Here is a 19,679-nt window from a genome sequence, read left to right as displayed (position 1 = left end):
GACCGGGCCCTGCGCCGGGTGCTGACGCAGAAGGCACAGCTCGGTCTGCTCGACCCCGGCTGGAGCCCGCTGCCGCCGGCCCTCGCGGACGCCGATCTCGACGCGCCGCACCGGCTGCGCGACACCGTGAGCCTGGACACCGCGGCGCACCGGGAGATCTCCCGTCGCCTCGCGGAGCGGTCGGTGGTCCTGCTGCGGAACGACGGGGTCCTGCCACTGGGGCGCCCCGCCCGGATCGCGGTGGTCGGCCCCCAGGCGGACACGCCCACGGCGGTCCTTGGCTGCTACTCCTTCCCCGTGCATGTCGGGGCGCAGCACCCCGACGTGCCACCGGGGGTGCAACTGACCACCCTGCTGCAGGGGTTGATGTCGGAGTTCCCCGGGTGCGAGATCGTCACCGCGGCCGGCTGTGGCATCGACTCGCCCCTCACCGACGGGTTCGCCGCCGCGTTGCGGGCGGTGCGCGGGGCGGATGTGATCGTCGCGGCTCTCGGCGACCGGGCGGGCCTCTTCGGCCGGGGTACGAGCGGCGAGGGCTGTGACGCGGAGTCGCTGGCTCTGCCGGGCGTACAGCAGCAGTTGCTCGACGCGCTGCTGGACACGGGTACGCCGGTGGTGATCACGCTGCTCGCGGGACGGCCGTACGCGCTGGGCGACCGGGCCGTGGACGCCTCGGCGGCGATCGTGCAGACGTTCTTCCCCGGGCAGGAGGGAGCGCGGGCGATCGTGGGGGTGCTGAGCGGCCGGGTCGAGCCTTCGGGCCGGCTGCCGGTGAGCGTTCCCCGGCGGCCGGGCGGACAGCCGTCCACCTATCTCGCGGCGCGGCTGGCGCGGGCGGGCGACTCGTCGAACGTCGATCCGACGCCCGCGTTCGGATTCGGGCACGGGCTGGCGTACACCTCCTTCGCCTGGTCCGGGCTGACGGCCGACAGCGCCGCGCCGACCGACGGTGAGCTGCGGCTGTCGTTCACCGTGCGCAACACCGGCGACCGGCCGGGCACCGAGGTGGTGCAGCTGTATCTGCACGATCCGGTCGCCTCGGTCGTGCAGCCGGTCCAGCGGTTGGTGGGCTATCTGCGGGTGCCCCTGGAACAGGGCGAGTCGGCGAGGATCAGCGCCACCGTCCCCGCCGACCTCGCCTCCTTCACCGGGGTCGGCGGGCGCCGCGTCGTGGAACCGGGGGCGCTGGAGCTGCGGCTCGCCGCGTCCAGCACCGATACGCGGCTCACCGCGCGCGCCGTGCTGACCGGTGCCGTACGGGAGGTGGACCACACGCGCGCCCTGCACGCCCGGATATGCCGGGATCCGCACCGGATACACCGGGAGGAGGAATAGATCACTCTGATGCGGGGTCAGCAAACGTGCATAACAGGGCATACAGGTACCCACCATGGGAAATCATCTGCCGGAATTCCGCGCTGCCGCCCGCCGTATCGATCGCCGTCAGTTCGTCACCCGCACCGGCGCCGCGGCCGTGCTCGCCTTCGCGGCGAACATGCCGACCGCCGGCGCGGCGAGCGCCCGCCGGCTCAACCCCAGGGCCATCACCGAGAACCCCTTCACGCTGGGCGTCGCCTCGGGTGACCCGCTGCCCGACACGGCTCTGCTCTGGACCCGGCTGGCACCGGAGCCGTACACGGCGGACAGCGGTCTGCCCGCCGAGCGGGTCGAGGTGGAGTGGGAGGTCGCCCACGACGAGCGGTTCGCGGTGATCGTCAAGAGTGGCACCGCGACCGCCCACCCCGAGTTCCACCACAGCGTGCGCGTCGAGGTGCCGGGGCTGTCGGCCGACCGGTTCTACTTCTACCGCTTCCGGGTCGGTACATGGATCAGCCCGGTCGGGCGCACCCGTACCGCCCCCGCGGCCGGGGCCCTGATCACCCGGCTCAAGTTCGCCACGCTGTCCTGCCAGGCTTACTACCACGGCTATTTCACGGCGTACAAGCACCTCGCGGCCGAGGACCTCGACGTCGTCGTCCACCTCGGCGACTACCTGTACGAGTACGCGGTGACGGCGGAGGGCGGCTCGCGGAAGTACACCGACCGCAAGCTCCCCGCGCACTACAACGCGGAGACGGTGACCCTGGAGGACTATCGGCTGCGCTACGGCCTCTACAAGTCCGACCCGGACCTGATGGCCGCGCACGCCGCACACGCCTTCGTCGTCACATGGGACGACCACGAGACCGAGAACAACTACGCGGACGAGACCCCCGAGAACGACGTCCCGCCGGAGGAGTTCCTGCTCCGCAGGGCCGCCGCCTACCGCGCGTACTGGGAGAACCAGCCGCTGCGCACCCCGCAGCAGCCGGACGGCCCCGACATGCAGCTCTACCGCCGCCTGCACTTCGGGCAGCTCGCGCAGTTCGACATCCTCGACACCCGGCAGTACCGCTCCAACCAGGTGCAGGGGGCCAACTGGCAGGTCCCGGGCCCGGAGTCGAAGGACCCCAGACGCACGATGACCGGCGAGACGCAGGAGCGGTGGCTGATCGACGGCTGGAAAAGCTCGAACGCCACCTGGAATCTGCTGGCGCAGCAGGTGACGTTCGCCCAGCGCCGTGACAGGCCCGGGTCGGACTTCAAGCTGTCGATGGACGCGTGGGACGGGTACACGGCCTCCCGCAAGCGGGTTCTGGACGGTGCGAAGGCGGCCGGTCTCGACAATCTGATGGTGCTGACCGGAGACGTACACGTGGGGTACGGCTTCGATCTGAAGGAGGACTTCGACGACCCGAAGTCCCGTGTCGTGGGGACGGAGATCGCCACGACCTCGGTCAGCAGCGGTATGGACGGCGCGGAGAAGCCGTCCAACTGGTCCAACCTCACCTCGGCGAATCCGCATATGAAGTACTACAACGGGCGCCGGGGCTATACGACGTTCACGCTCGCGCAGGAGCACGCGACGGTCACGTTCAACACCCTGACGGCCGTGACGACGCCGGGCTCCGCGCTCACCAGGGCGGCCTCGTTCGTCACGAAGGCCGGCGATCCGGGATTGACGCCCGCGTAACGCGGCGGCACGGAGGCCGTCATGGCCGTGTGGAATTCTCTCCGGCAGGCCCGACCGGAGTGCCGCCCTCTGGTGGCACGGGCTCCTGAGGGACATGCTGTCGCCCGTGCCCGCACCTTTTCGGCCAGGGCAGCACGCACGAGCGTATGCGAGCCCGTCCGGCCCACACGGCCAAGATCCTGGATCGAGCTGAGGACTTGAGATCACGGAGCACGGCGGCCGCACCGGCCGCCCGGAGACCGGGAAAGATCAACAGACCTGCCACACGGGCGAGTTGCTGTGGCAGACTGTCCGCCATGGCTGCGGTGGTGCTCGGGGGTGCGGAATGAGCGAGCCACGGTCGGCTCCGACGATCGGTCAGATCGTGCTCAGCAGACAGCTGTTGGCGCTGCGTGAGAAGGCGGGGCTCACCCGCGAGCAGTCCGGCCAGTTGCTGCGGGTCACGGCCGCCACCGTCCGCCGGATGGAGATGGCGGAGGTCGGGCTCAAAGTCCCGTATCTGCAGATCCTCCTTCCCGCGTACAACGTGCCGGACGAGGAGATCGACGTCTTCCTGCGGCTGGCCGACGAGGCCAACAGACCGGGTTGGTGGCAGCGGTTCCACGATGTGCTCCCCGACTGGTTCAGCGGCTACGTCAGCCTCGAAGAGGCCGCGACGACCATGCGCTGCTACGAGCCGCACTTCGTGCCGGGGCTGCTCCAGACGGAGGAGTACGCGCGGCACATCCTGACCGCCGGGGCCCTGGGTCAGCAGCTCGCCGGCTCCGCCCGTATCGAACGGCAGGTCGCGCTGCGGATGGAGCGCCAGGCGCTGCTGACCCGTACCGACGCGCCCGTCTTCTGGGCCGTACTGGACGAGACCGTGCTGCGCCGGCACGTCGGGTCGCCGGACGTGATGCGCGCACAGATCGACCGGCTGCTCGAAGCGAGCGAACTGCCGAACGTGACGCTGCAGATCGCCGAGTTCACCGCCGGCCATCACCCCGGCACCTACAGCCCGTTCGTCCTGTTCCGCTTCGGCATCCCCGAAGTGCCGGACATGGTCTACATCGAGTATCTGACCGGCGCGCTCTATCTCGACGAGGACGCGGAGGTCTCCGAGCACATGGAGGCCATGGACCGGATGGTGGCCCACGCGGAGTCGGCGGGGCGTACGAGGCAGCTGCTGTCCGACTTCCGCGACGCGCTGTGACCGCCGGAATCCGGCACCGGGCCGGAACCCGGCCCGTACCCCTCGTTCTCGCCACCCCCTCTTCGGATCAGACAGTCAACGGAGCACGTCATGAACGCAGGTTCGCCGAAGTCCCAGGTCGACACGGGCAGGCCGCACCCGGCGCGGGTGTACGACTGGCTCCTGGGCGGCAAGGACAACTACCCCGTCGACCGGGCGGTCGGTGAGCAGTTGCCCGAACTGGGGAAGCGCAGCGCCCGGCAGAACCGTGCCTTCATGCACCGCGCCTCCGCGTGGCTGGCCGGCCAGGGCGTCGACCAGTTCCTCGACATAGGCACCGGCATCCCGACCGCGCCGAACCTCCACCAGATCGTCCAGGAGATCAACCCGAAGGCCCGGGTCGTCTACACGGACAACGACCCCATCGTGCTCCGGCACGCCGAGGCGCTGCTGTTCAGCACGGTGGAGGGCGCGACCGACTACATCCAGGCGGACGTGCGCGAGCCCGAGGCGATCCTCGACCACGCGCGCGGGCACCTGGACTTCGACCGGCCCGTGGCCGTGTCGCTCATCGCGCTGATGCACTTCATCCCGGACAGCCAGGGGCCCTACGAGATCACCCGCACCCTTCTCGACGCGCTCGCGCCCGGCAGCTATCTGATGCTCTCCCACGGCACCTTCGACTTCCACGAGGAGCTGAAGGCCCAGATCACCGGGACCTACGGCAAGGGCGGGATCGAGCTGAGCTTCCGCACCCGTGACGAGGTGGCGCGGTTCTTCGACGGTCTCGACCTCGTCGAGCCCGGACTGGTCACCGGCCCCGAGTGGTACAAGGACACGGCCGCGCCGGAGAGCGAGGAGAACGCCGTCTACGCCGGAGTCGCCCGCCTCCCCTGACTGGGTGACCATGGGGGGTGGTGCCCATCGCGGGAGGAGGCCCCCCACCATGGCTTATCCGGAACGCTACGAGCTGGTCTTCGAGGAACCCACCCCGGCGGCCGACCCGACCAGCCCGGCCCCACGCAAGGGCGTCGAACGGGACGCGGTGACGGTCCGGCGCACCGCCAGGGCGGGGGCGGGCGGCTTTCCGGTCTACGAGGACGAGACCGGCATCGTGCGCGCGGAGATCAGCGACCGGGGCGAGGTGCGGATGCTGGCCAGTGGGGGTCAGCAGGCGCTCACCACGCCGGTGACGGCGCGGTCGCTCGACTCGTGAACGGCCCGGCCCCGTCCCCCGGTGATCACTTTCGGTGATCGCTGAGGGGACGGGGCCGGGAGCGTTCACGGTGCCGGGGGGACCGGAGCGGATTCACGCCGGAGCGGATTCACGCGGAGCGAATTCGCACCGGAGCGGTTTCACAGGGGCGTACGCAGGCCGGAGAGGCCGTCGCGCCAGGCGGGGAGCAGCTTCTCGGCGAGGCGCGCGTCCAGGACGGCCGTCGCGTCGATGCCGAAGGCCACGTCCGTCTCCAGCCAGGGTTCCTCCTCCAGCAGCCCGCCGACGACCTCGTGGCGGACGAGCTGTTCGTGGGCCGCGTCGCCCGCCACGTGCTCGGCGTAGAAGCGCACGGCCGCCTCCCCCGCGTCCACGCGCCGCATCGCCTCGGCCAGCCGGCGGGACGTGGGGGACGCGACCACCTCGCCGGCGGCGAAGTGTCCGACCAGCGCGCCGCGGAGCGCACGGTGCAGGCCGAACATCGACATGAGGTTGACGCTCGCCAGCATCTCGCCCGTCGCCATGTCGACGTACCGGCCGTACGTCGTGTCCAGGCCGAGGTCCGTCATCAGGCCCGCGTAGAGCCGTGAGTGCATGCGGTCCGCCCGGCCCGCGCCGAATTCGGCGAACTCGACCGCGGCCATGGCCGCCTTGGCGCGGCCCCGGAGCCGGGGGATCACCCAGGCGTGCGGGTCGGCCTCCTTCAGGTGGTAGACGGAGCGCTGGGCGGCGTACTCCCGCAGATGCCACAGCTCGCCCTCGTCCCTCAGGTAGTGGGACGCGCTCGCGCCGTCCGGCGACTCGACCAGGAGGTCGGCGAGTGCCTCGTCGATGTCGGTGCGGCGTTTGGTGTCCGCGCGCAGCGCGTCGAGGAAGTGGCGTTCGAGTCCGGCGCGGAAGGCGAGCAGCGCGGGGTCCCACTCCCAGGCGGGGTCGACGCCGCAGAAACCGCGGTAGTGCAGTTCGTAGCAGAGGTAGAGCGCGAGGTGCAGGTCCTCGCCGTAGGGGGCGGCGTCGTCGGCCGTCCCGCACGGCGGAAAAGGGGTCCCGGAACCGGGGCGGCCACGCAGGGCACGGGCGACTCCGTAACTGAGGTCGCCGCGGCCCGTCGGCAGAGCGGGCCCGGTCGGCCGGACGTCGGCGTTCTCCACTGACTTCACTCCTTGACCTGATCGAACTGATCAGCGTGCTCGGTTCGCTCATTCTCGCCGCTTTGCCCGGCCTGTCCCCTTTCGGAGATGACGTGTCGACGACCGCTCCCGGACCGTGGGTAACGTCCCGCCGCGCCCCGCACCCGCCCGTCGGCGCGGTCCTCTCCCGGCCCGCCGGGCGGCCCGCCCCCTTCGGTCCCGGCGCGGTGGGAACATGCCGCCGTTCGGGTGGTCCGGGCCCGTCGGCCCGGACCACCCGGAGCCGGTCACCGCCCGCCGAGGGGGGTCAGCGGGTCGGCAGGGCCTTCAGCCACTCGGTCAGGAGAGTGTTGACCTCGTCGGCGCGCTCCTGCTGCACCCAGTGCCCGCAGCCTTCGATGATGTGCGAGGAGACCAGGCCGGGCAGGGTGGTGGGGAAGTTCTTCACGGCGTCCGCCATCCACGCGAGGGAGGCGTCGAGACCGCCGCCGATGAAGAGGGAGGGCTGGGTGAGCGGGGCGCCGTGCCAGGCGGCCAGGTCCGCCCAGTCGCGGTCGACGTTGCGGTAGCGGTTGAGTGCTCCGGTCGGTCCGGTCCGCTCGAACTCGCCCGCGTAGTGGTCGAGGTCGGCCGCCGAGAGCCAGGCGGGCAGCGGGCCGGTGGGGAACCGGTCGCGGAGTCTGCCGCCGGGCGGCACGAAGAAGAGGTTTCCCTCGCCCTCGGGCGGCAGCGTGTCCCCCGAGATCCCGGTGTAGAAGCCGGCCAGCCAGCCGCGGATGTCGGGCTCGATCTCGGCCTCGGCGCGGCCGGGGGTCTGGAAGTAGCTGACGTAGAACTCCTCGTCGCCGCCGATGCGCGCGAACGCCTCGGTCGGGCGGGGGCCGCCGCGCGGCGCGTACGGGACGCTGAGGAGCGCCGCCGCGGTGAAGATGTCCGGGCGCAGCAGCGCCGAGTCGGCGGCGATGTTCGATCCCCAGTCGTGGCCGACGATCGTCGCGGTCTCGGCTCCGAGGGCGTGGACGACTCCGACGTTGTCGGCGACATGGGCGAGCATCCGGTAGTCCTCGACGGCCGACGGCTTCGAGGAGCGTCCGTAGCCGCGTACGTCGACGGCCACCGCGCGGTATCCGGCGGCGGCGAGCGCGGGGAGCTGGTGGCGCCAGGAGTACCAGGACTCGGGGAAGCCGTGGACCATGAGGACCAGGGGGCCGGTGCCCTGTTCCACCAGGTGGATCCGGCCGCCGCCGGGGACGTCCACCAGGCGGTGTTCGGCGCCGGGCGGGGTGACGGGGGTGGCTGCCGCGGGCGGCGTGGTGGGGTCCGGCATGGGTCCTCCTCGGGGTGATCGTTTCCGCTCACCATCATTCGGCGGTCGCGGTGCGCGGGCCAAGAGAACTTGCCGGGTCGGCAAGGTCCGCTGCCGCGTGCCGTCGGACGGACCTTGCGTAGGGTGCGTTTCCATGGCGGTTCGAGGGGTCAATTCGGCTGAGGCGGGCGCGGGGGCGGATCTCCATCTGGAGCTGAGCGGACGGGGGTCGCGCCGGGAGCAGCTGATGCTGGCCCTGCGGGATGCCATCACGTCGGGCCGGCTGGCGCCGGGTACCCGGCTGCCGCCGTACCGCACGCTCGCCGTGGACCTGGGCATCGCCCGTAACACCGTCGGCGAGGCGTACGCCGAACTCGTCGCCGAGGGCTGGCTCACGGCGCGCCAGGGCTCGGGCACCCACGTGGCGTCGCGTGCCACACCGCTGCCGGTCGCCAAGGAGCGCGCCCGGCCTTCCGTGCCGGTGGCGCGTGCGGTGGCGTACGACTTCATGCCGACGTCGCCGGACGCCTCCGCGTTCCCCCGGTCCGCGTGGCTGACCTCGGCGCGCCGCGCGTTCAACGACGCGCCCAACGACGCGTTCGGCGTGGGTGATCCGCGGGGCCGTGTCGAGCTGCGGACGGCGCTCACCGAGTATCTCGCCCGCGCCCGTGGTGTACGCACCGCGCCCCACCGGATCGTCGTCTGTGCCGGTTTCGCCCATGCCTTGCGTATCTTCGGCGAGGTGCTGGACGGGGCGGTGGCGGTCGAGTCGTACGGGCTGGCCTTCCACCGTTCGCTGCTCACCGGCGCCGGGCTGCGTACGGTGCCGCTGACCGTGGACGCGGACGGCGCGCGGACCGCCGAACTGGGCGCGGTCGACGCCGGGGCCGTACTGCTCACGCCCGCGCACCAGTTCCCGACCGGGGGTCCGCTGCGCCCGGAGCGGCGGACGGCGGCCGTGGACTGGGCGCGCGCCACGGGGGCGGTGGTGCTGGAGGACGACTACGACGGCGAGTTCCGTTACGACCGGGAGCCGGTCGGCGCGGTGCAGGGGCTCGATCCCGACCGGGTGGTCTATCTGGGGTCCACGAGCAAGAGCCTCTCCCCCGCGCTGCGGCTGGGGTGGATGGCGCTGCCCGAGGGTCTCGTGGACGACGTCCTCTCGGTGAAGGGCAGCCGCGAGATGTGGACCGGTGTCTCCGACCAGCTCACCCTCGCCGACTTCATCGCCCGCGGCGCGTACGACAGACATGTGCGTCTCATGCGACGCACCTATCGGCGGCGGCGCGACCGGCTCGTCTCGGTCCTCGCCGAGCGGGCACCGCACATCGGGGTCAGCGGTATCGCGGCCGGACTGCACGCGGTGCTGGATCTGCCGCCGGGCACCGAGCCGGACACGGTGCGCGCGGCCGGTGCGCTGGGTCTGGCGCTGGCGGGGCTCGGCGCCTTCCGGCACCCGGACAGCACCATGCCGCCGCGCGACGGTCTGGTGATCGGCTTCGGCGCCCCGCCCGACCACGCGTTCAACGGCGCGCTGGAGGCGTTGTGCGCGGCGCTGCCGCCGGCCTCGTAGATCCCGCCCCACGCACCGGACGGTGACACCACATGGTGCAACCACTGTCCGGTTGCTATGGTCGGTCGCATGACTGCCATGACGCTCCGTATCCCGGACGAGATCAACGCATCGATCAAGGCGGGGGCGGCAGCCGCCGGGCTGTCCCTCAACGCCTACATCGTGCGCGCCGCCCAGCGGCAGGCCGTGCTCGACTCCGCCCGCCGGCTCGCGTCGCTGGGCCTCGGCGACGACCTGGGCGGCGAGGGCGACACCCTGTGAAACGTGGTGAGATCTGGACCCTCGGTGACGGGCGCAACGTCCTGCTCGTCTCGCTGGACGGCCTGGAGGAGGCGTACGGCGCGGTGCTCACCGTCGTGCTGCACGACGCCGGGCGCTACCCCGACACCGCGATGTCCGTGGTGATCGACGACCCGCTGCCCTGCACCGCCGTCGCGGTCAACCTCCAGCAGTTGCGGGTCACGCGCTTCGACGGCGCGAAGCTGCTCGGCCCGGTCGACACGGCGGTGATGGAGCGCGTCAGCCAGGCCCTGCGCGCGGTGCTCGACCTCTGACCGCCGTTTTGGTCCCTCCTGGGGGACATGCCGCTGAGCCCTGGCGCACCAGGGCTCAGCGGTTCCCGTCGGCCGACGCGGGAGCGACGGCCACTGCCGCTACGGCTGCGCCACCAGCCGGAACGTCTGGCTGGCCGCCTCCGTGCAGGGCTGCTGTGTGAGCGTCGCGCCGTTCGCCGTACCGCCGCTCACCGTCAGGCACTTGTTGCTGTGTCTGGCGGCGAACCGGTAGCGGTCGGTGGTCCCGATCCGCTGCGGCTGCCACTGCTGGTTCGTGGCGCCGGTGTAGCTCCACAGATGCGCGCGGGCGCCGTCGGCGGTGGCGCCGACTCCTCCGTCGATGTCCCACACCTTGCCGGCGTGCCGGTTGACGACCTGGTGGTAGCCGTTGCTGGTGGGTCTGAACTGCCAGGTCTGGTTGTTGGCCGCCGGCGCGGAGCAGGACCACTGCTGCAGTCCGGTGCCGTCCGCCGTGCCCCAGCCGGTCGCGTCGAGGCACGCGTTGCTGCCGCTGTTGACGACCTGGTACCACTTCGCCGGGTCGATGGTGCCGTCGCCCGGGGTGCCGGGGTCGGTGCCGGTCCACACGAGGGTAGCGACGGCGCCGGCCGGCAGTGTGTACGTGGCCGAGCGGCCGGCGTCCGTGACGGAGAACGTCCGGGCCGCGCCCGCGCCGTTCACGACGTACGCCGCCTTGCTGCCGTCCGGGTTCTGCCAGACGACGTTCTGCACGCCGCCCGCGCCCTGGCTGGTGGAGCCGATACGCGTGGCACCGGGCTTGACGAACTTGGTCAGATGACCGAGGACGTAGTACTCGGCGTTGCGCGTGACCGTGTTGCCGTTGATCTCGACCACGCCGTTGCAGCGGGTGGTGCAGTGGCCCTGGTGGGGGCCGCCGGCCTGGTTCAGGGCGAGGTTCCACATGATCGTGGTCTCGCCGCCGTTGCGCATGTTGGCCACGACCAGGTTCTCCGCGTGCCACTTCAGCGTGTCGGCGAAGGTGGTGGCCGGGTTGTCGCTGTCGGTGCCGGAGCACTCGGTGAAGAAGACCCGCTTGCCGGCCTGCCTGATCTGCGACTGGCTGGTGGGCTGGCCGCCGTAGCAGTGGAACGCCGCGCCGATCACCCGGTTCATGCCCGGCGTCTCGGAGAAGACCTGGAGCGGGTAGTTCGGGTGGTCCCAGTTGTGGTCGTACGCGAGGAGGTTGGTCGGCAGGTTCGCCGCCGTCAGGGTGCGGTCGAGCACCTTGAAGAACGCCGCCTGCTCGGAGGCGGTCATGCTCATCGAGGGGTAACTCGTCGCGAACTCGGGCTCGTTCTGCACCGTGAGGTCGGTGAGTTTGAGGCCCTGCTGCTGGTAGCCCTGGATGGCCTTCACCAGATAGTCGGCGTACTGCTGGTAGCGGTCGGTGCGCAGACTGCCGCCGTTGAGGCTGTTGTTGGTCTTCATCCACGCGGGCGGTGTCCACGGGCTGCCCATGAAGCGGATGGCGGGGTTGATCGACACGGCCTGCTTGAGGACGGGGATGATCGCCTCGTGGTCACGGCCGAGGTTGAAGTCCCCCTGGTTGTCCTCGTAGGTGTAGGCGGCGCCCTGGTTGAAGTCGGTGCCGCCCAGCGGCTGGCGCAGGTAGTTGAGGCCGATGCCGTCGCCCTGGGCGGAGAAGAGCGAGGTCATCAGCGCGTTCTTCTGCGCCGCCGGGAGCTGGTTGATGAGATGCCCGGCCGCGCCGGTCACCGAGGCGCCCGCCCCGGTGAACTGCTGCTCGCGCTGCGCCGCGTTGACGTTGATGTCGACGGCCTGCGGTGTGGAGTTGAAGGTGATCTGGCCGTCCGAGGCCAGCTTGCGGCTTCCGTCGGCCGTGGAGATCCACACCTGGGCGGTGGGGTCGGCGGCCTGCGCGGTACCGGACGAGGTGAGTCCGAGGCTGCCGCCCAGCGTGAGCACGCCGAGTGCGGCGACGGCTTTGCGAACGACGTTTCTGTGCAGGGTTCTTCGCATACGTGGGGGCTCCTGCCGGTTCGTGTGTCGAACGAATCGCCCGCGGCCCCGGGGCGTCCCGCGCCGTGGCCGGGTGGTGCGTCGGCGACATGAAAGCACGCTTACTAAGTACTTAGTAAGTCGTCGTGCCGAACTTGTTTCAGCCGGGAGTCGCACCGGGCGCGCGAGGCCCTGCCCGTGATCCGGAGCGCCGTAGACTGCGCCCGGTGAGCAACAGACGAGTGGGGGAACGGGGCGGCGCGGCGGCCGGGCCCGCCCAGCCGCGCACACCGCGCAGCCCGGGGGCACGGCAGCGGCGTGAGGAGATCCTGCGTATCGCCATGGAGACGTTCGCGGCGCGCGGCTACAACAACGCGTCACTGGCGGAGATCGCGGATCGCGCGGGGCTCACCCAGGCGGGCGTGCTGCACTACTTCCGGTCCAAGGAACTGCTGCTCACGAGCGTCCTCGAACTGCGGGACCAGACCGACATAGAACAGCTCGGCCCCGACCGTCCCCGCGGTCTCGCCTTCCTGCGGCATCTGATCGACACCTCGCGCCGCAACTCCGAGCGGGAGGGCATCGTACGGCTGTACGCGGTCCTCTCGGCGGAGAGCGTCACCGACAGCCACCCCGCGCAGGAGTACTTCCGCAACCGGTACACCGGACTGCGGGCGTTCGTGGTGGACGCGCTGCGTGAGGCGGCCGAACTGGGCGAGGCGCGCGAGGACTTGGACGTCGAGAACGTCGCGAACGCCATCATCGCGGTGATGGACGGGCTTCAGGTGCAGTGGCTGCTGTCGCCGGAGTCGGTGGACATGGCCGCGTCGACGGAGCGCGTGGTGTGGTCGCTGCTCGCGTCGATCGCGCCCCCGAGCGCCTGACAGCGGACCTGATTCGCCGTCAGGCGACGCGTACCGCCCGCCGCTCGGCCCGGATCGGACCGGCCGATCCGTTGCGCGACCGGATCAAGTCCGGTGCGCGGCAAGCGCCGTGGGTCGGCCGGCACCTCGCGCCGCGTCCGGCCGGGGCGCCGTTCACTTCTCGGCGGGCCGGGCGCGTACGTGCATCTTCTCCCCCTGCCGGCCGAAGATCGTGAGGAATTCCACCGCTTCCGTGCCCGCGCTCGCCCACCCGTGCGGGGTGCGGGTGTCGAACTCCGCGGCCTCGCCGGCGCTCAGCACCAGGTCGTGCTCACCGAGGCGCAGCCGGAGCCGGCCGGCCAGGATGTAGAGCCATTCGTAGCCCTCGTGCGTCCGCTGTTCCAGTTCACCGGTCTGCTGCGGGCCGGCCGGGATGATCTGTTTGTACGCCTGGAGCCCGCCGAGATGGCGGGTCAGCGGCACGAAGGTCATGCCGTACCGCGTGAAGGACCGCAGATGGACGCGGGGGTCACCGGTCGGGGGCGCGTCCACCAGTTCGTCGAGTTGGACGCCGTACGCCTTGGCGAGCGGCAGGAGCAGTTCCAGAGTCGGTTTGCGACCGCCGGACTCCAGGCGGGACAGCGTGCTGACCGAGATCCCGGTCGACTCGCTCAGCAGGGCCAGTGTCGTACCGCGATCGCGGCGCAGCGCGCGCAGGCGCGGTCCCACGCCGTTGAGGACGGTCGAGAAGTCGTCGTCAGCCATGACTCCATTTGCCACCTCGGCAAGTAATTTTGTCAAACCGCGACGGGTGGACGGACCATCTCCAGCAGATGGAGGTGCTTCGCATGAAGACACAAAAAGTAGATTTCGATGTCGTGGTGATCGGTGGCGGACCCGCCGGGCTGAGCGGGGCGCTGACCCTCGCGCGGGCGCGCCGCTCGGTGCTGGTGATCGACGCCGGTGAGCCGCGCAACGCCCCGGCGTCCGCCGTCCACAACTACCTGGGTCGCGAGGGCGTCGCGCCCGGCGAGCTGGTGTCCGTGGGACGCGGGGAAGTGGCGGGCTACGGGGGCGAGTTCCTGGCCGGCCGGGTGGCGACGGCCAAGGGGTCGGCCGCGGACGGGTTCCGCGTCGTGCTCGAAGAGGGCGCGGACGTACCCGAGGTGACGGCCAGCCGGCTGCTGGTGACGACGGGGCTGGTCGACGAACTGCCGCCGGTTCCGGGTGTCGCGGAGCGCTTCGGACGCGAGGTGCTGCACTGCCCGTACTGCCATGGATGGGAGGTGCGCGACACGCCCATCGGCATCCTGGCGACCGGGCCGCTCGCGGTGCACCAGGCCCAGATGTGGCGGCAGTGGAGCGAGGACGTGACGCTGTTCCGGCACACCGCGCCCGAGTTCGACGACGAGCAGTACGAGCAACTCGCGGCGCGTGACATCGCCGTCGTGGACGGCGAGGTCGTCGCGCTGGAGGTGACGGACGACCGGCTCACCGGCGTCACGCTGGCCGGCGGCCGGGTGATTCCGGTCCGCGCGGTGGTGGTCGCGCCGCTGTTCACCGCGCGCGGGGGCGTCCTCGCGGACCTGGGGGCGGCGGCGGCCGACTGGGAGATGGCGGGTCATGTGGTCGGCAGCTATGTCCCCACCGACCCGGCCGGGGCGACCTCCGTACCCGGTGTGTGGGCGGCGGGCAATGTCGCCGATCCGACGGAGGTCGTGATCGGCTCGGCGGTGGCGGGGCTGCGGGCGGCAGCGGCGATCAACGGAGACCTGATCGCCGAGGAGACGGCGCGGGCGGTCGAGGCGCGGCGGACAGCCGGGCGACGTGATCGACACAAGTGACAGCAGTGGCAGTAGTGACAGCGGTGGCAGCAGTGACAGAGCGCAGGACCAACTCGGCGAAGGAGAAGCGGTAATGACCCACGGCCACACCTCGACGGACACGGACAGCGGTGCCAGTGCCACCGACGGCACCGACGGCACCGACGGCACCGACGGCGGCACGAACGAGGAGTTCTGGGACTCGCGTTACGGCGAGAGCGACCGTGTCTGGAGCGGGAACCCGAACACGATCCTCGTCCGGGAGGTCGCCGATCTGAAGCCGGGCCGGGCCCTGGACCTGGGATGCGGCGAAGGAGCCGACGCGATCTGGCTGGCCGCCCGGGGATGGCGGGTCACCGCCAGCGACATCTCCGGCGTCGCCCTCACCAAGGCGCGGCGGCACGCAGCCGAGGCGGCCGCGGACGTCGCCGACCGCATCGACTGGCAGCGGCACGACCTCGGGGTCTCCTTCCCCGCCGGGACGTACGACCTGGTCTCGACGCACTTCCTGCACACCCCGGGAGACATGCCGCGCGAGGAGATCCTGCGGACCGCCGCGGCGGCCGTCGCGCCCGGCGGGGTGCTCCTGATCGTCGGACACGCGGGACTCCCGTCCTGGGAGCCCGTCCCGCACCCCGAGGTGCACCTCCCGACGCCGGACGACGTCCTCGCCTCGCTCGAACTGCCGGACGGGGAGTGGGAGGTGCTGCTCAGCGAGGAGCACGAGCGGATCCAGATCCGGCCCGACGGGCAGCCGGGCCCCCGTACGGACAACGCCGTGAAGGTCCGCCGCCGCGCGGTGTGACGGGTCTCGCGTATCGATCGCCGGGCGGGTGTGGCCGCTCAGTCCGCCCGGCGGTCGAGGACGTCCGCCAGCGCCGTCCGCAGGTCGGCGGCGTCGCGGTGGAGCACCCCGGTCATGCCGAGCGCGGCGGCGGCGTCCACGTTCTCCTGCCGGTCGTCCACGAACAGGCACCGGTCCGTGGGCACGCCGGCGCGCTCGACGGCGATCTCGTAGATACGGCGGTCGGGCTTGGCCACGCCGACAACGGAGCTGTTGACGACGCTGTGCGCGAGGTCGGTCAGCCCGAGGCGGGCCAGGTCCTGGTCGAGCCAGGGCGTCGCGTTGCTGACGAGCACCAGCGGGCGGTGCTCCCGGACCTGTCGGAGCAGGTCCACGACCGACTCGTCCACCCGGAAGTCGGCCGTGCTGAACGCGTGCGCCAGTGCCTCGGCCTCGTACGGCGACACGCGCGGCAGCAGGCCCCGGACGATCGAGTCCGCCCACTGTTCGCGGGTGCCCCTCCCGAGCAGCAACGGCAGATCGTTCTCCGGTGCGTAGCCGACGGCCGCCGTCGCGCCCTCCGGCAGTCCCGCCGCCCGTTCGAGACGCGTCACCTCGGACGGGTCGTAGAAACGGATGACGCCGTCGATGTCGCACAGCACGGCGTCGAAGGACGGGCCCCCCGGCCTCGGCCGGTCCGCCCCCGCCTCATGTGCTCCCATGCCCGTATCCCTCACCCTGTCCACGGGTCCCCCGCCCGCGTGGGCCCCTTCGTCAAGCGTGCGGCCTCCACGTAGGCGCGCACAAGCGGGCGGTTGTCGTCCGCCCGCCAGGCCAGGGCGAGTTGGGCGGGCGAGAGGCCGGCGACGGGGCGGGTGACGACGCCCGGACGTGCCACCAGGGGCGCGTTCCCGTCGGCGAGCAGGCAGACGCCGAGCCCGTCGACGAGCGCTTCGTAGGTCTCGTCAGGGCTCGCGATCTCCGCGCCGATCACGGCCGGCCGGCCGTCGCGGGCGTCGATGGCGAGCCAGTGGTCACGCAGCGGTCCGGCGCTCTCGGGCAGGGCGAGGAACGGCTCGTCCAGCAGGTCGCCGAAGTCGACGCTCTCGCGCTCCGCCAGGCGATGGGAATCGGCCAGTGCCACCAGCCGGGGCTCCTCGGCCATCACGATCCACCGGTAGCGGGCGGCGTCCGGAAGCGGCAGCCAGACGAAGGCCACGTCGCTCGCGCCGTCCGCCAGCCCGGCGGTCGTGTCCGACCAGCTGACCTGATGGAGCGTCAGAGCGGCGGCCGGGTGCGCCGCGGTGAAGCGGGAACGGATCGCGGGCAGCATGCCGCCCCGGCCCGGACTGGTGCTCATCCCGACGGCCAGCGTGGCCCGCCGGGCCGCCTTCGCCTCCTCCAGCGCGACCACGCCCGTGTCCCAGTCGGCCAGCACACGCCGGGCGTGCGGCAGAAGCGCCTCGCCCGCCTCCGTCAGCCGTACGCCGTGCCGGTCCCGGTCGAACAGCGGCGTGCCGAGGGTCCGTTCCAGCGTCCGGATCTGCTTGCTGAGCGCGGGCTGCGAGACGAAGAGGCGCTCGGCGGCGCGCGTGAAGTGAAGTTCCTCCGCCACGGCGACGAAGTAGCGGAGATCCCGGCCGTGCACGTCCATAACCAATGGTTATCACGGAGGGTCTTGGACCCGCGAGGGAGTCCGGGCGCAGGGTCGTACGTACAGGCCCCACCGACGGAGGAGAACGACATGAGCAGGGTATGGCTGATCACCGGCGCGAACAGCGGCTTCGGCCGCGCGATCACCGAAGCGGCGGTGGCCGCCGGCGACACCGTCGTCGCGACGGCCCGTCGCACCGGGACGCTGGACGATCTGGTCGCGCGCCACCCCGACCAGGTCGAGGCGGTCCGGCTGGACGTCACCGACCTGGCCCGGATCGACACGGTGGTGGCGGACGTCGCCGCCCGGCACGGCCGGGTCGACGTCCTCGTCAACAGCGCGGGCCGCACGCATGTCGGCGCTCTGGAGGAGACGACGGACGCGGAGCTGCGCTCGCTCTTCGAGGTGCATGTCTTCGGCCCGGCGGCACTGACCCGCGCCGTACTCCCCCACATGCGGGCCCGCCGCTCGGGCGCGATCGTGCAGCTCAGCAGCATGGGCGGCCAGATGTCCTTCGCCGGATTCTCGGGCTACAGCGCCACCAAGTTCGCCCTGGAGGGCATGTCCGAGGCACTGGCCTCCGAGGTCGGGCCGCTCGGCATCAGGGTGCTGGTGGTGGAGCCGGGGGCGTTCCGTACGGGGCTGTTCGGCGGGAGGAGCGTGAGCGCGGAGATCGACGCGTACGCGGACACGGTGGGCCCGACGCGGCACATGGTCGAGACGGGGGACGGCACTCAGCCGGGCGACCCGGCGAAGGCCGCCGCCGCGATCCTCACGGCGCTGGCCGCCGAGACGACGCCGCTGCGACTGCCCCTCGGCCCGGACGCGGTCGACGCGGTGACCGGTCATCTGGACGCCGTCCGGGCGGAGATCGTGGCCTGGGAGAAGGTGGCCCGGGACACGGCATTCGACAACTGAGCTGTGTGGCAGGGGCGTTGGGACCCGAGAGGGTCCGCGTCGACGGGTGGCAGGGGCCTGAGGGCCTGAGGGCCTCGTGGATGTGCCGGGGACGCGGCACGGCCCGCCGGATCCCACGTTCGGCGGCCCGGTTTCGGCGCCCCCGGCCCCTGCTGATGGCAGGCAAACGCGAGCGCGACCCGTTGCCACCTTGTCACCGCCATTATATGAGCGCTGTTATATTAGCGCTGTGACATCTTCCGACCCCACCGCGCTGCCCGACCCCTGGCAGCCGCTGCACACGTTGCTCGCGGCCATGGACGGCGAGATCGAGCAGATCTACGTCGCGCGTGGCATCGAGGGCGTGCGGCCGCGGTTCGCGTATCCGCTGATCCGGCTCGCCCACAGCGGACCGTTGACCATCCGTGAGCTGGCGGAGTCCCTGAACCGCTCGCACTCCGCCGTCAGCCAGACCCTCACCGCCATGCGCAAGGAGGATCTGGTCACCTCCGAACCGGGGCCGGACGCCCGTACCCGGCGGGTCGATCTGACGGAGCGCGGCCGGTCGCTCGTACCGTTCCTGGAAGCCGAGTGGCGCGCCACCCACGCGACCGTCGCCGAGTTGGACGCCGAGATCCCGTACGCGCTGACCACCGTGGTCGAGGAGCTGCGGCGGGCTCTCGACCGCCGGCCGATGCGACAGCGGATCCTCGACCATCTCGTCGAGCCGCGGTGAAGGCGCGCGGCCGGTTCGTCGACACCCGCCCGCTGCGCGGCAGCCGGCCGTTCCGGGACCTGTGGATCGGCTCGCTGGCCTCCCAACTCGGCGGCCAGACAGCCACGGTGGCGGTGCTGGCGCAGGTGTGGGAGCTGACCGGCAGTCCCGTGGGCACCGGGGCCATCGGGCTCGTCACCGGTCTGGCGACGCTGCTCTTCGGGTTGCTCGGCGGCACGTTGGCGGACGCCGTCGACCGCCGTACGGTCGTACGGGCCGCCACCGGCGGCCAACTGCTGGCCGCCGCGGGGCTGTGCGCCCAGGCGCTGGCGGACAACCGGAACGTCGTGCTGCTGCTCGCCCTGGTCGCCATGGGAGCGGCCTGCGGCGCGCTCGGCGCGCCCGCCCGCCGTACCTTCCCGGTCAGGCTGCTGCCGGCCGACCAGGTCGCGGCCGGGCTGGCGCTGACCAACATCTCCTTCCAGGCGGCGATGCTGGCCGGGCCCGCGCTGGCCGGACTGGTCATCGCCCGCTGGGACTTCCCCGCCGCGTACGCCGCGCAGGCGGTGGCCGTCGCGATCTCGATGCTCGCGGTGATCCGCCTGCCACCCATGCCCCCCGAGGGCGCCGGAGCGACCGGCAGGCGCAGGCCGCAGCGCGGCGGCTGGCGGGTCGTCCTGCGGCGTCCGACGCTGTGGGGCGTGCTGGCCACCGACCTGTCCGCGACACTGCTCGCCATGCCGGTCGCGCTCTTCCCGCTGGTCAACGAGGTCCGCTTCGGCGGCGACCCGCGGACCCTCGGTCTCTTCCTGTCGGCCGTCGCGGTCGGCGGGATCACGGCCGGCCTGCTCTCCGGCACGGTGACACGGCGGCGCGGCGCCGGGCGCGGGCAAAATGGCGGAGGCCGGGGGGTGGGGGGGGGGCGTGGCGGGGTGGGGCAGGGGCGGGCGCGGGGGGTGGGGGGGGCCCTGGTTGGGGGTTGCGGGGGGGGCGGCAACGG

The 19,679-nt window shown here is 71.9% G+C and carries 20 protein-coding genes; 14 read left to right on the top strand and 6 right to left on the bottom strand.

Annotation, left to right across the window (positions count from 1 at the left end):
- The 5 genes from ACFUN8_RS31125 to ACFUN8_RS31105 form a co-directional block, all read left to right on the top strand.
- On the top strand, positions 1-1,335 hold a 1,335-nt coding region (locus ACFUN8_RS31125), incomplete at its 5' end, for a glycoside hydrolase family 3 C-terminal domain-containing protein (RefSeq protein ID WP_383644900.1).
- 55 nt (positions 1,336-1,390) lie between these two features.
- The gene (locus ACFUN8_RS31120; protein ID WP_383644896.1) at positions 1,391-3,013 is read left to right on the top strand and encodes an alkaline phosphatase D family protein; all 1,623 of its coding nucleotides are present in this window, start codon (positions 1,391-1,393) and stop codon (positions 3,011-3,013) included.
- Between the two features lie 325 nt (positions 3,014-3,338).
- A complete protein-coding gene (locus ACFUN8_RS31115; RefSeq protein ID WP_383644893.1) occupies positions 3,339-4,205 on the top strand; it encodes a helix-turn-helix domain-containing protein in 867 nt (288 codons plus the stop codon).
- Positions 4,206-4,295: 90 nt separating this feature from the next.
- Positions 4,296-5,081 carry an SAM-dependent methyltransferase gene (locus tag ACFUN8_RS31110; protein WP_383644890.1) on the top strand — a complete coding sequence of 262 codons (786 nt, stop codon included), beginning with the start codon at positions 4,296-4,298 and terminating at the stop codon, positions 5,079-5,081.
- A 49-nt stretch (positions 5,082-5,130) separates the two neighbouring features.
- Complete coding sequence (locus ACFUN8_RS31105; RefSeq protein WP_383644887.1) at positions 5,131-5,400, top strand: DUF6296 family protein; 270 nt, start codon at positions 5,131-5,133, stop codon at positions 5,398-5,400.
- 140 nt (positions 5,401-5,540) lie between these two features.
- On the opposite strand, the gene ACFUN8_RS31100 is transcribed toward ACFUN8_RS31105, so the two are convergent.
- The gene (locus tag ACFUN8_RS31100; RefSeq protein WP_383644884.1) at positions 5,541-6,551 is read right to left on the bottom strand and encodes an iron-containing redox enzyme family protein; all 1,011 of its coding nucleotides are present in this window, start codon (positions 6,549-6,551) and stop codon (positions 5,541-5,543) included.
- Between the two features lie 286 nt (positions 6,552-6,837).
- Positions 6,838-7,857, bottom strand: coding sequence for an alpha/beta fold hydrolase (locus tag ACFUN8_RS31095; RefSeq protein WP_383644881.1), 1,020 nt, complete (start codon positions 7,855-7,857; stop codon positions 6,838-6,840).
- A gap of 133 nt (positions 7,858-7,990) precedes the next feature.
- Here ACFUN8_RS31095 and ACFUN8_RS31090 point away from each other — a divergent pair, with 133 nt between their 5' ends.
- The 3 genes from ACFUN8_RS31090 (at position 7,991) to ACFUN8_RS31080 (ending at position 9,963) form a co-directional block, all read left to right on the top strand.
- Positions 7,991-9,409 (top strand): PLP-dependent aminotransferase family protein, encoded by a 1,419-nt coding sequence (locus ACFUN8_RS31090; RefSeq protein ID WP_383644878.1) that lies wholly within the window; start codon positions 7,991-7,993, stop codon positions 9,407-9,409.
- A 69-nt stretch (positions 9,410-9,478) separates the two neighbouring features.
- Positions 9,479-9,670, top strand: coding sequence for a toxin-antitoxin system HicB family antitoxin (locus ACFUN8_RS31085; RefSeq protein ID WP_023536496.1), 192 nt, complete (start codon positions 9,479-9,481; stop codon positions 9,668-9,670).
- The gene (locus ACFUN8_RS31080) at positions 9,667-9,963 is read left to right on the top strand and encodes a hypothetical protein (RefSeq protein WP_383644875.1); all 297 of its coding nucleotides are present in this window, start codon (positions 9,667-9,669) and stop codon (positions 9,961-9,963) included. Before ACFUN8_RS31085 ends, ACFUN8_RS31080 begins: the two co-directional genes overlap by 4 nt.
- A 99-nt stretch (positions 9,964-10,062) precedes the next feature.
- Here ACFUN8_RS31080 and ACFUN8_RS31075 read toward each other — a convergent pair whose 3' ends face one another.
- On the bottom strand, positions 10,063-11,964 hold the full coding sequence (locus ACFUN8_RS31075; RefSeq protein WP_383644872.1) for an RICIN domain-containing protein: 1,902 nt from the start codon (positions 11,962-11,964) through the stop codon (positions 10,063-10,065).
- A 206-nt stretch (positions 11,965-12,170) separates the two neighbouring features.
- Between ACFUN8_RS31075 and ACFUN8_RS31070 the strand changes: the two genes are divergently transcribed.
- The gene (locus ACFUN8_RS31070; RefSeq protein ID WP_383644868.1) at positions 12,171-12,827 is read left to right on the top strand and encodes a TetR family transcriptional regulator C-terminal domain-containing protein; all 657 of its coding nucleotides are present in this window, start codon (positions 12,171-12,173) and stop codon (positions 12,825-12,827) included.
- A 153-nt stretch (positions 12,828-12,980) separates the two neighbouring features.
- On the opposite strand, the gene ACFUN8_RS31065 is transcribed toward ACFUN8_RS31070, so the two are convergent.
- Positions 12,981-13,571, bottom strand: coding sequence for a helix-turn-helix domain-containing protein (locus tag ACFUN8_RS31065; protein ID WP_383644865.1), 591 nt, complete (start codon positions 13,569-13,571; stop codon positions 12,981-12,983).
- An 83-nt stretch (positions 13,572-13,654) separates the two neighbouring features.
- On the opposite strand from ACFUN8_RS31065, the gene ACFUN8_RS31060 reads away from it, so the two are divergent.
- Positions 13,655-14,650, top strand: a complete 996-nt coding sequence (locus ACFUN8_RS31060) for an NAD(P)/FAD-dependent oxidoreductase (RefSeq protein ID WP_383644862.1) — start codon at positions 13,655-13,657, stop codon at positions 14,648-14,650.
- 73 nt (positions 14,651-14,723) lie between these two features.
- A complete protein-coding gene (locus ACFUN8_RS31055; protein WP_383644859.1) occupies positions 14,724-15,434 on the top strand; it encodes a class I SAM-dependent methyltransferase in 711 nt (236 codons plus the stop codon).
- A gap of 38 nt (positions 15,435-15,472) precedes the next feature.
- Here the strand turns inward: ACFUN8_RS31055 and ACFUN8_RS31050 are convergent, their stop codons facing one another.
- Positions 15,473-16,135: an HAD-IA family hydrolase gene (locus tag ACFUN8_RS31050; RefSeq protein ID WP_383644856.1), complete on the bottom strand. Its 663-nt coding sequence runs from the start codon at positions 16,133-16,135 to the stop codon at positions 15,473-15,475.
- An 11-nt stretch (positions 16,136-16,146) separates the two neighbouring features.
- On the bottom strand, positions 16,147-17,067 hold the full coding sequence (locus ACFUN8_RS31045) for a LysR family transcriptional regulator (RefSeq protein ID WP_383644853.1): 921 nt from the start codon (positions 17,065-17,067) through the stop codon (positions 16,147-16,149).
- 90 nt (positions 17,068-17,157) lie between these two features.
- Here ACFUN8_RS31045 and ACFUN8_RS31040 point away from each other — a divergent pair, with 90 nt between their 5' ends.
- The 3 genes from ACFUN8_RS31040 to ACFUN8_RS31030 all read left to right on the top strand — a co-directional run.
- Positions 17,158-17,985: an oxidoreductase gene (locus ACFUN8_RS31040; protein ID WP_383644850.1), complete on the top strand. Its 828-nt coding sequence runs from the start codon at positions 17,158-17,160 to the stop codon at positions 17,983-17,985.
- Between the two features lie 229 nt (positions 17,986-18,214).
- Positions 18,215-18,700: a MarR family winged helix-turn-helix transcriptional regulator gene (locus ACFUN8_RS31035; RefSeq protein WP_383644847.1), complete on the top strand. Its 486-nt coding sequence runs from the start codon at positions 18,215-18,217 to the stop codon at positions 18,698-18,700.
- Positions 18,697-19,679, top strand: a 983-nt coding sequence (locus ACFUN8_RS31030; protein ID WP_383644844.1) for an MFS transporter, incomplete at its 3' end; no start/stop codon positions are given. The genes ACFUN8_RS31035 and ACFUN8_RS31030, both read left to right, overlap by 4 nt.

It is taken from the genome of Streptomyces sp. NPDC057307, assembly GCF_042667665.1.
In the GTDB taxonomy this organism is placed as follows: Bacteria; Actinomycetota; Actinomycetes; order Streptomycetales; family Streptomycetaceae; genus Streptomyces.
This window is presented reverse-complemented; position numbering and strand designations above follow the sequence as displayed.

What these genes read in the sequence shown, in the direction of transcription:
- ACFUN8_RS31095 (WP_383644881.1), bottom strand. Translation starts at nt 7,857, where the DNA reads ATGCCGGACCCCACCACGCCGCCCGCGGCAGCCACCCCCGTCACCCCG.
- ACFUN8_RS31110 (WP_383644890.1), top strand. Translation starts at nt 4,296, where the DNA reads ATGAACGCAGGTTCGCCGAAGTCCCAGGTCGACACGGGCAGGCCGCAC.
- ACFUN8_RS31050 (WP_383644856.1), bottom strand. Translation starts at nt 16,135, where the DNA reads ATGGGAGCACATGAGGCGGGGGCGGACCGGCCGAGGCCGGGGGGCCCG.
- ACFUN8_RS31120 (WP_383644896.1), top strand. Translation starts at nt 1,391, where the DNA reads ATGGGAAATCATCTGCCGGAATTCCGCGCTGCCGCCCGCCGTATCGAT.
- ACFUN8_RS31085 (WP_023536496.1), top strand. Translation starts at nt 9,479, where the DNA reads ATGACTGCCATGACGCTCCGTATCCCGGACGAGATCAACGCATCGATC.
- ACFUN8_RS31065 (WP_383644865.1), bottom strand. Translation starts at nt 13,571, where the DNA reads ATGGCTGACGACGACTTCTCGACCGTCCTCAACGGCGTGGGACCGCGC.
- ACFUN8_RS31115 (WP_383644893.1), top strand. Translation starts at nt 3,339, where the DNA reads ATGAGCGAGCCACGGTCGGCTCCGACGATCGGTCAGATCGTGCTCAGC.
- ACFUN8_RS31040 (WP_383644850.1), top strand. Translation starts at nt 17,158, where the DNA reads ATGAGCAGGGTATGGCTGATCACCGGCGCGAACAGCGGCTTCGGCCGC.
- ACFUN8_RS31105 (WP_383644887.1), top strand. Translation starts at nt 5,131, where the DNA reads ATGGCTTATCCGGAACGCTACGAGCTGGTCTTCGAGGAACCCACCCCG.
- ACFUN8_RS31090 (WP_383644878.1), top strand. Translation starts at nt 7,991, where the DNA reads ATGGCGGTTCGAGGGGTCAATTCGGCTGAGGCGGGCGCGGGGGCGGAT.
- ACFUN8_RS31045 (WP_383644853.1), bottom strand. Translation starts at nt 17,067, where the DNA reads ATGGACGTGCACGGCCGGGATCTCCGCTACTTCGTCGCCGTGGCGGAG.
- ACFUN8_RS31075 (WP_383644872.1), bottom strand. Translation starts at nt 11,964, where the DNA reads ATGCGAAGAACCCTGCACAGAAACGTCGTTCGCAAAGCCGTCGCCGCA.
- ACFUN8_RS31055 (WP_383644859.1), top strand. Translation starts at nt 14,724, where the DNA reads ATGACCCACGGCCACACCTCGACGGACACGGACAGCGGTGCCAGTGCC.
- ACFUN8_RS31060 (WP_383644862.1), top strand. Translation starts at nt 13,655, where the DNA reads ATGAAGACACAAAAAGTAGATTTCGATGTCGTGGTGATCGGTGGCGGA.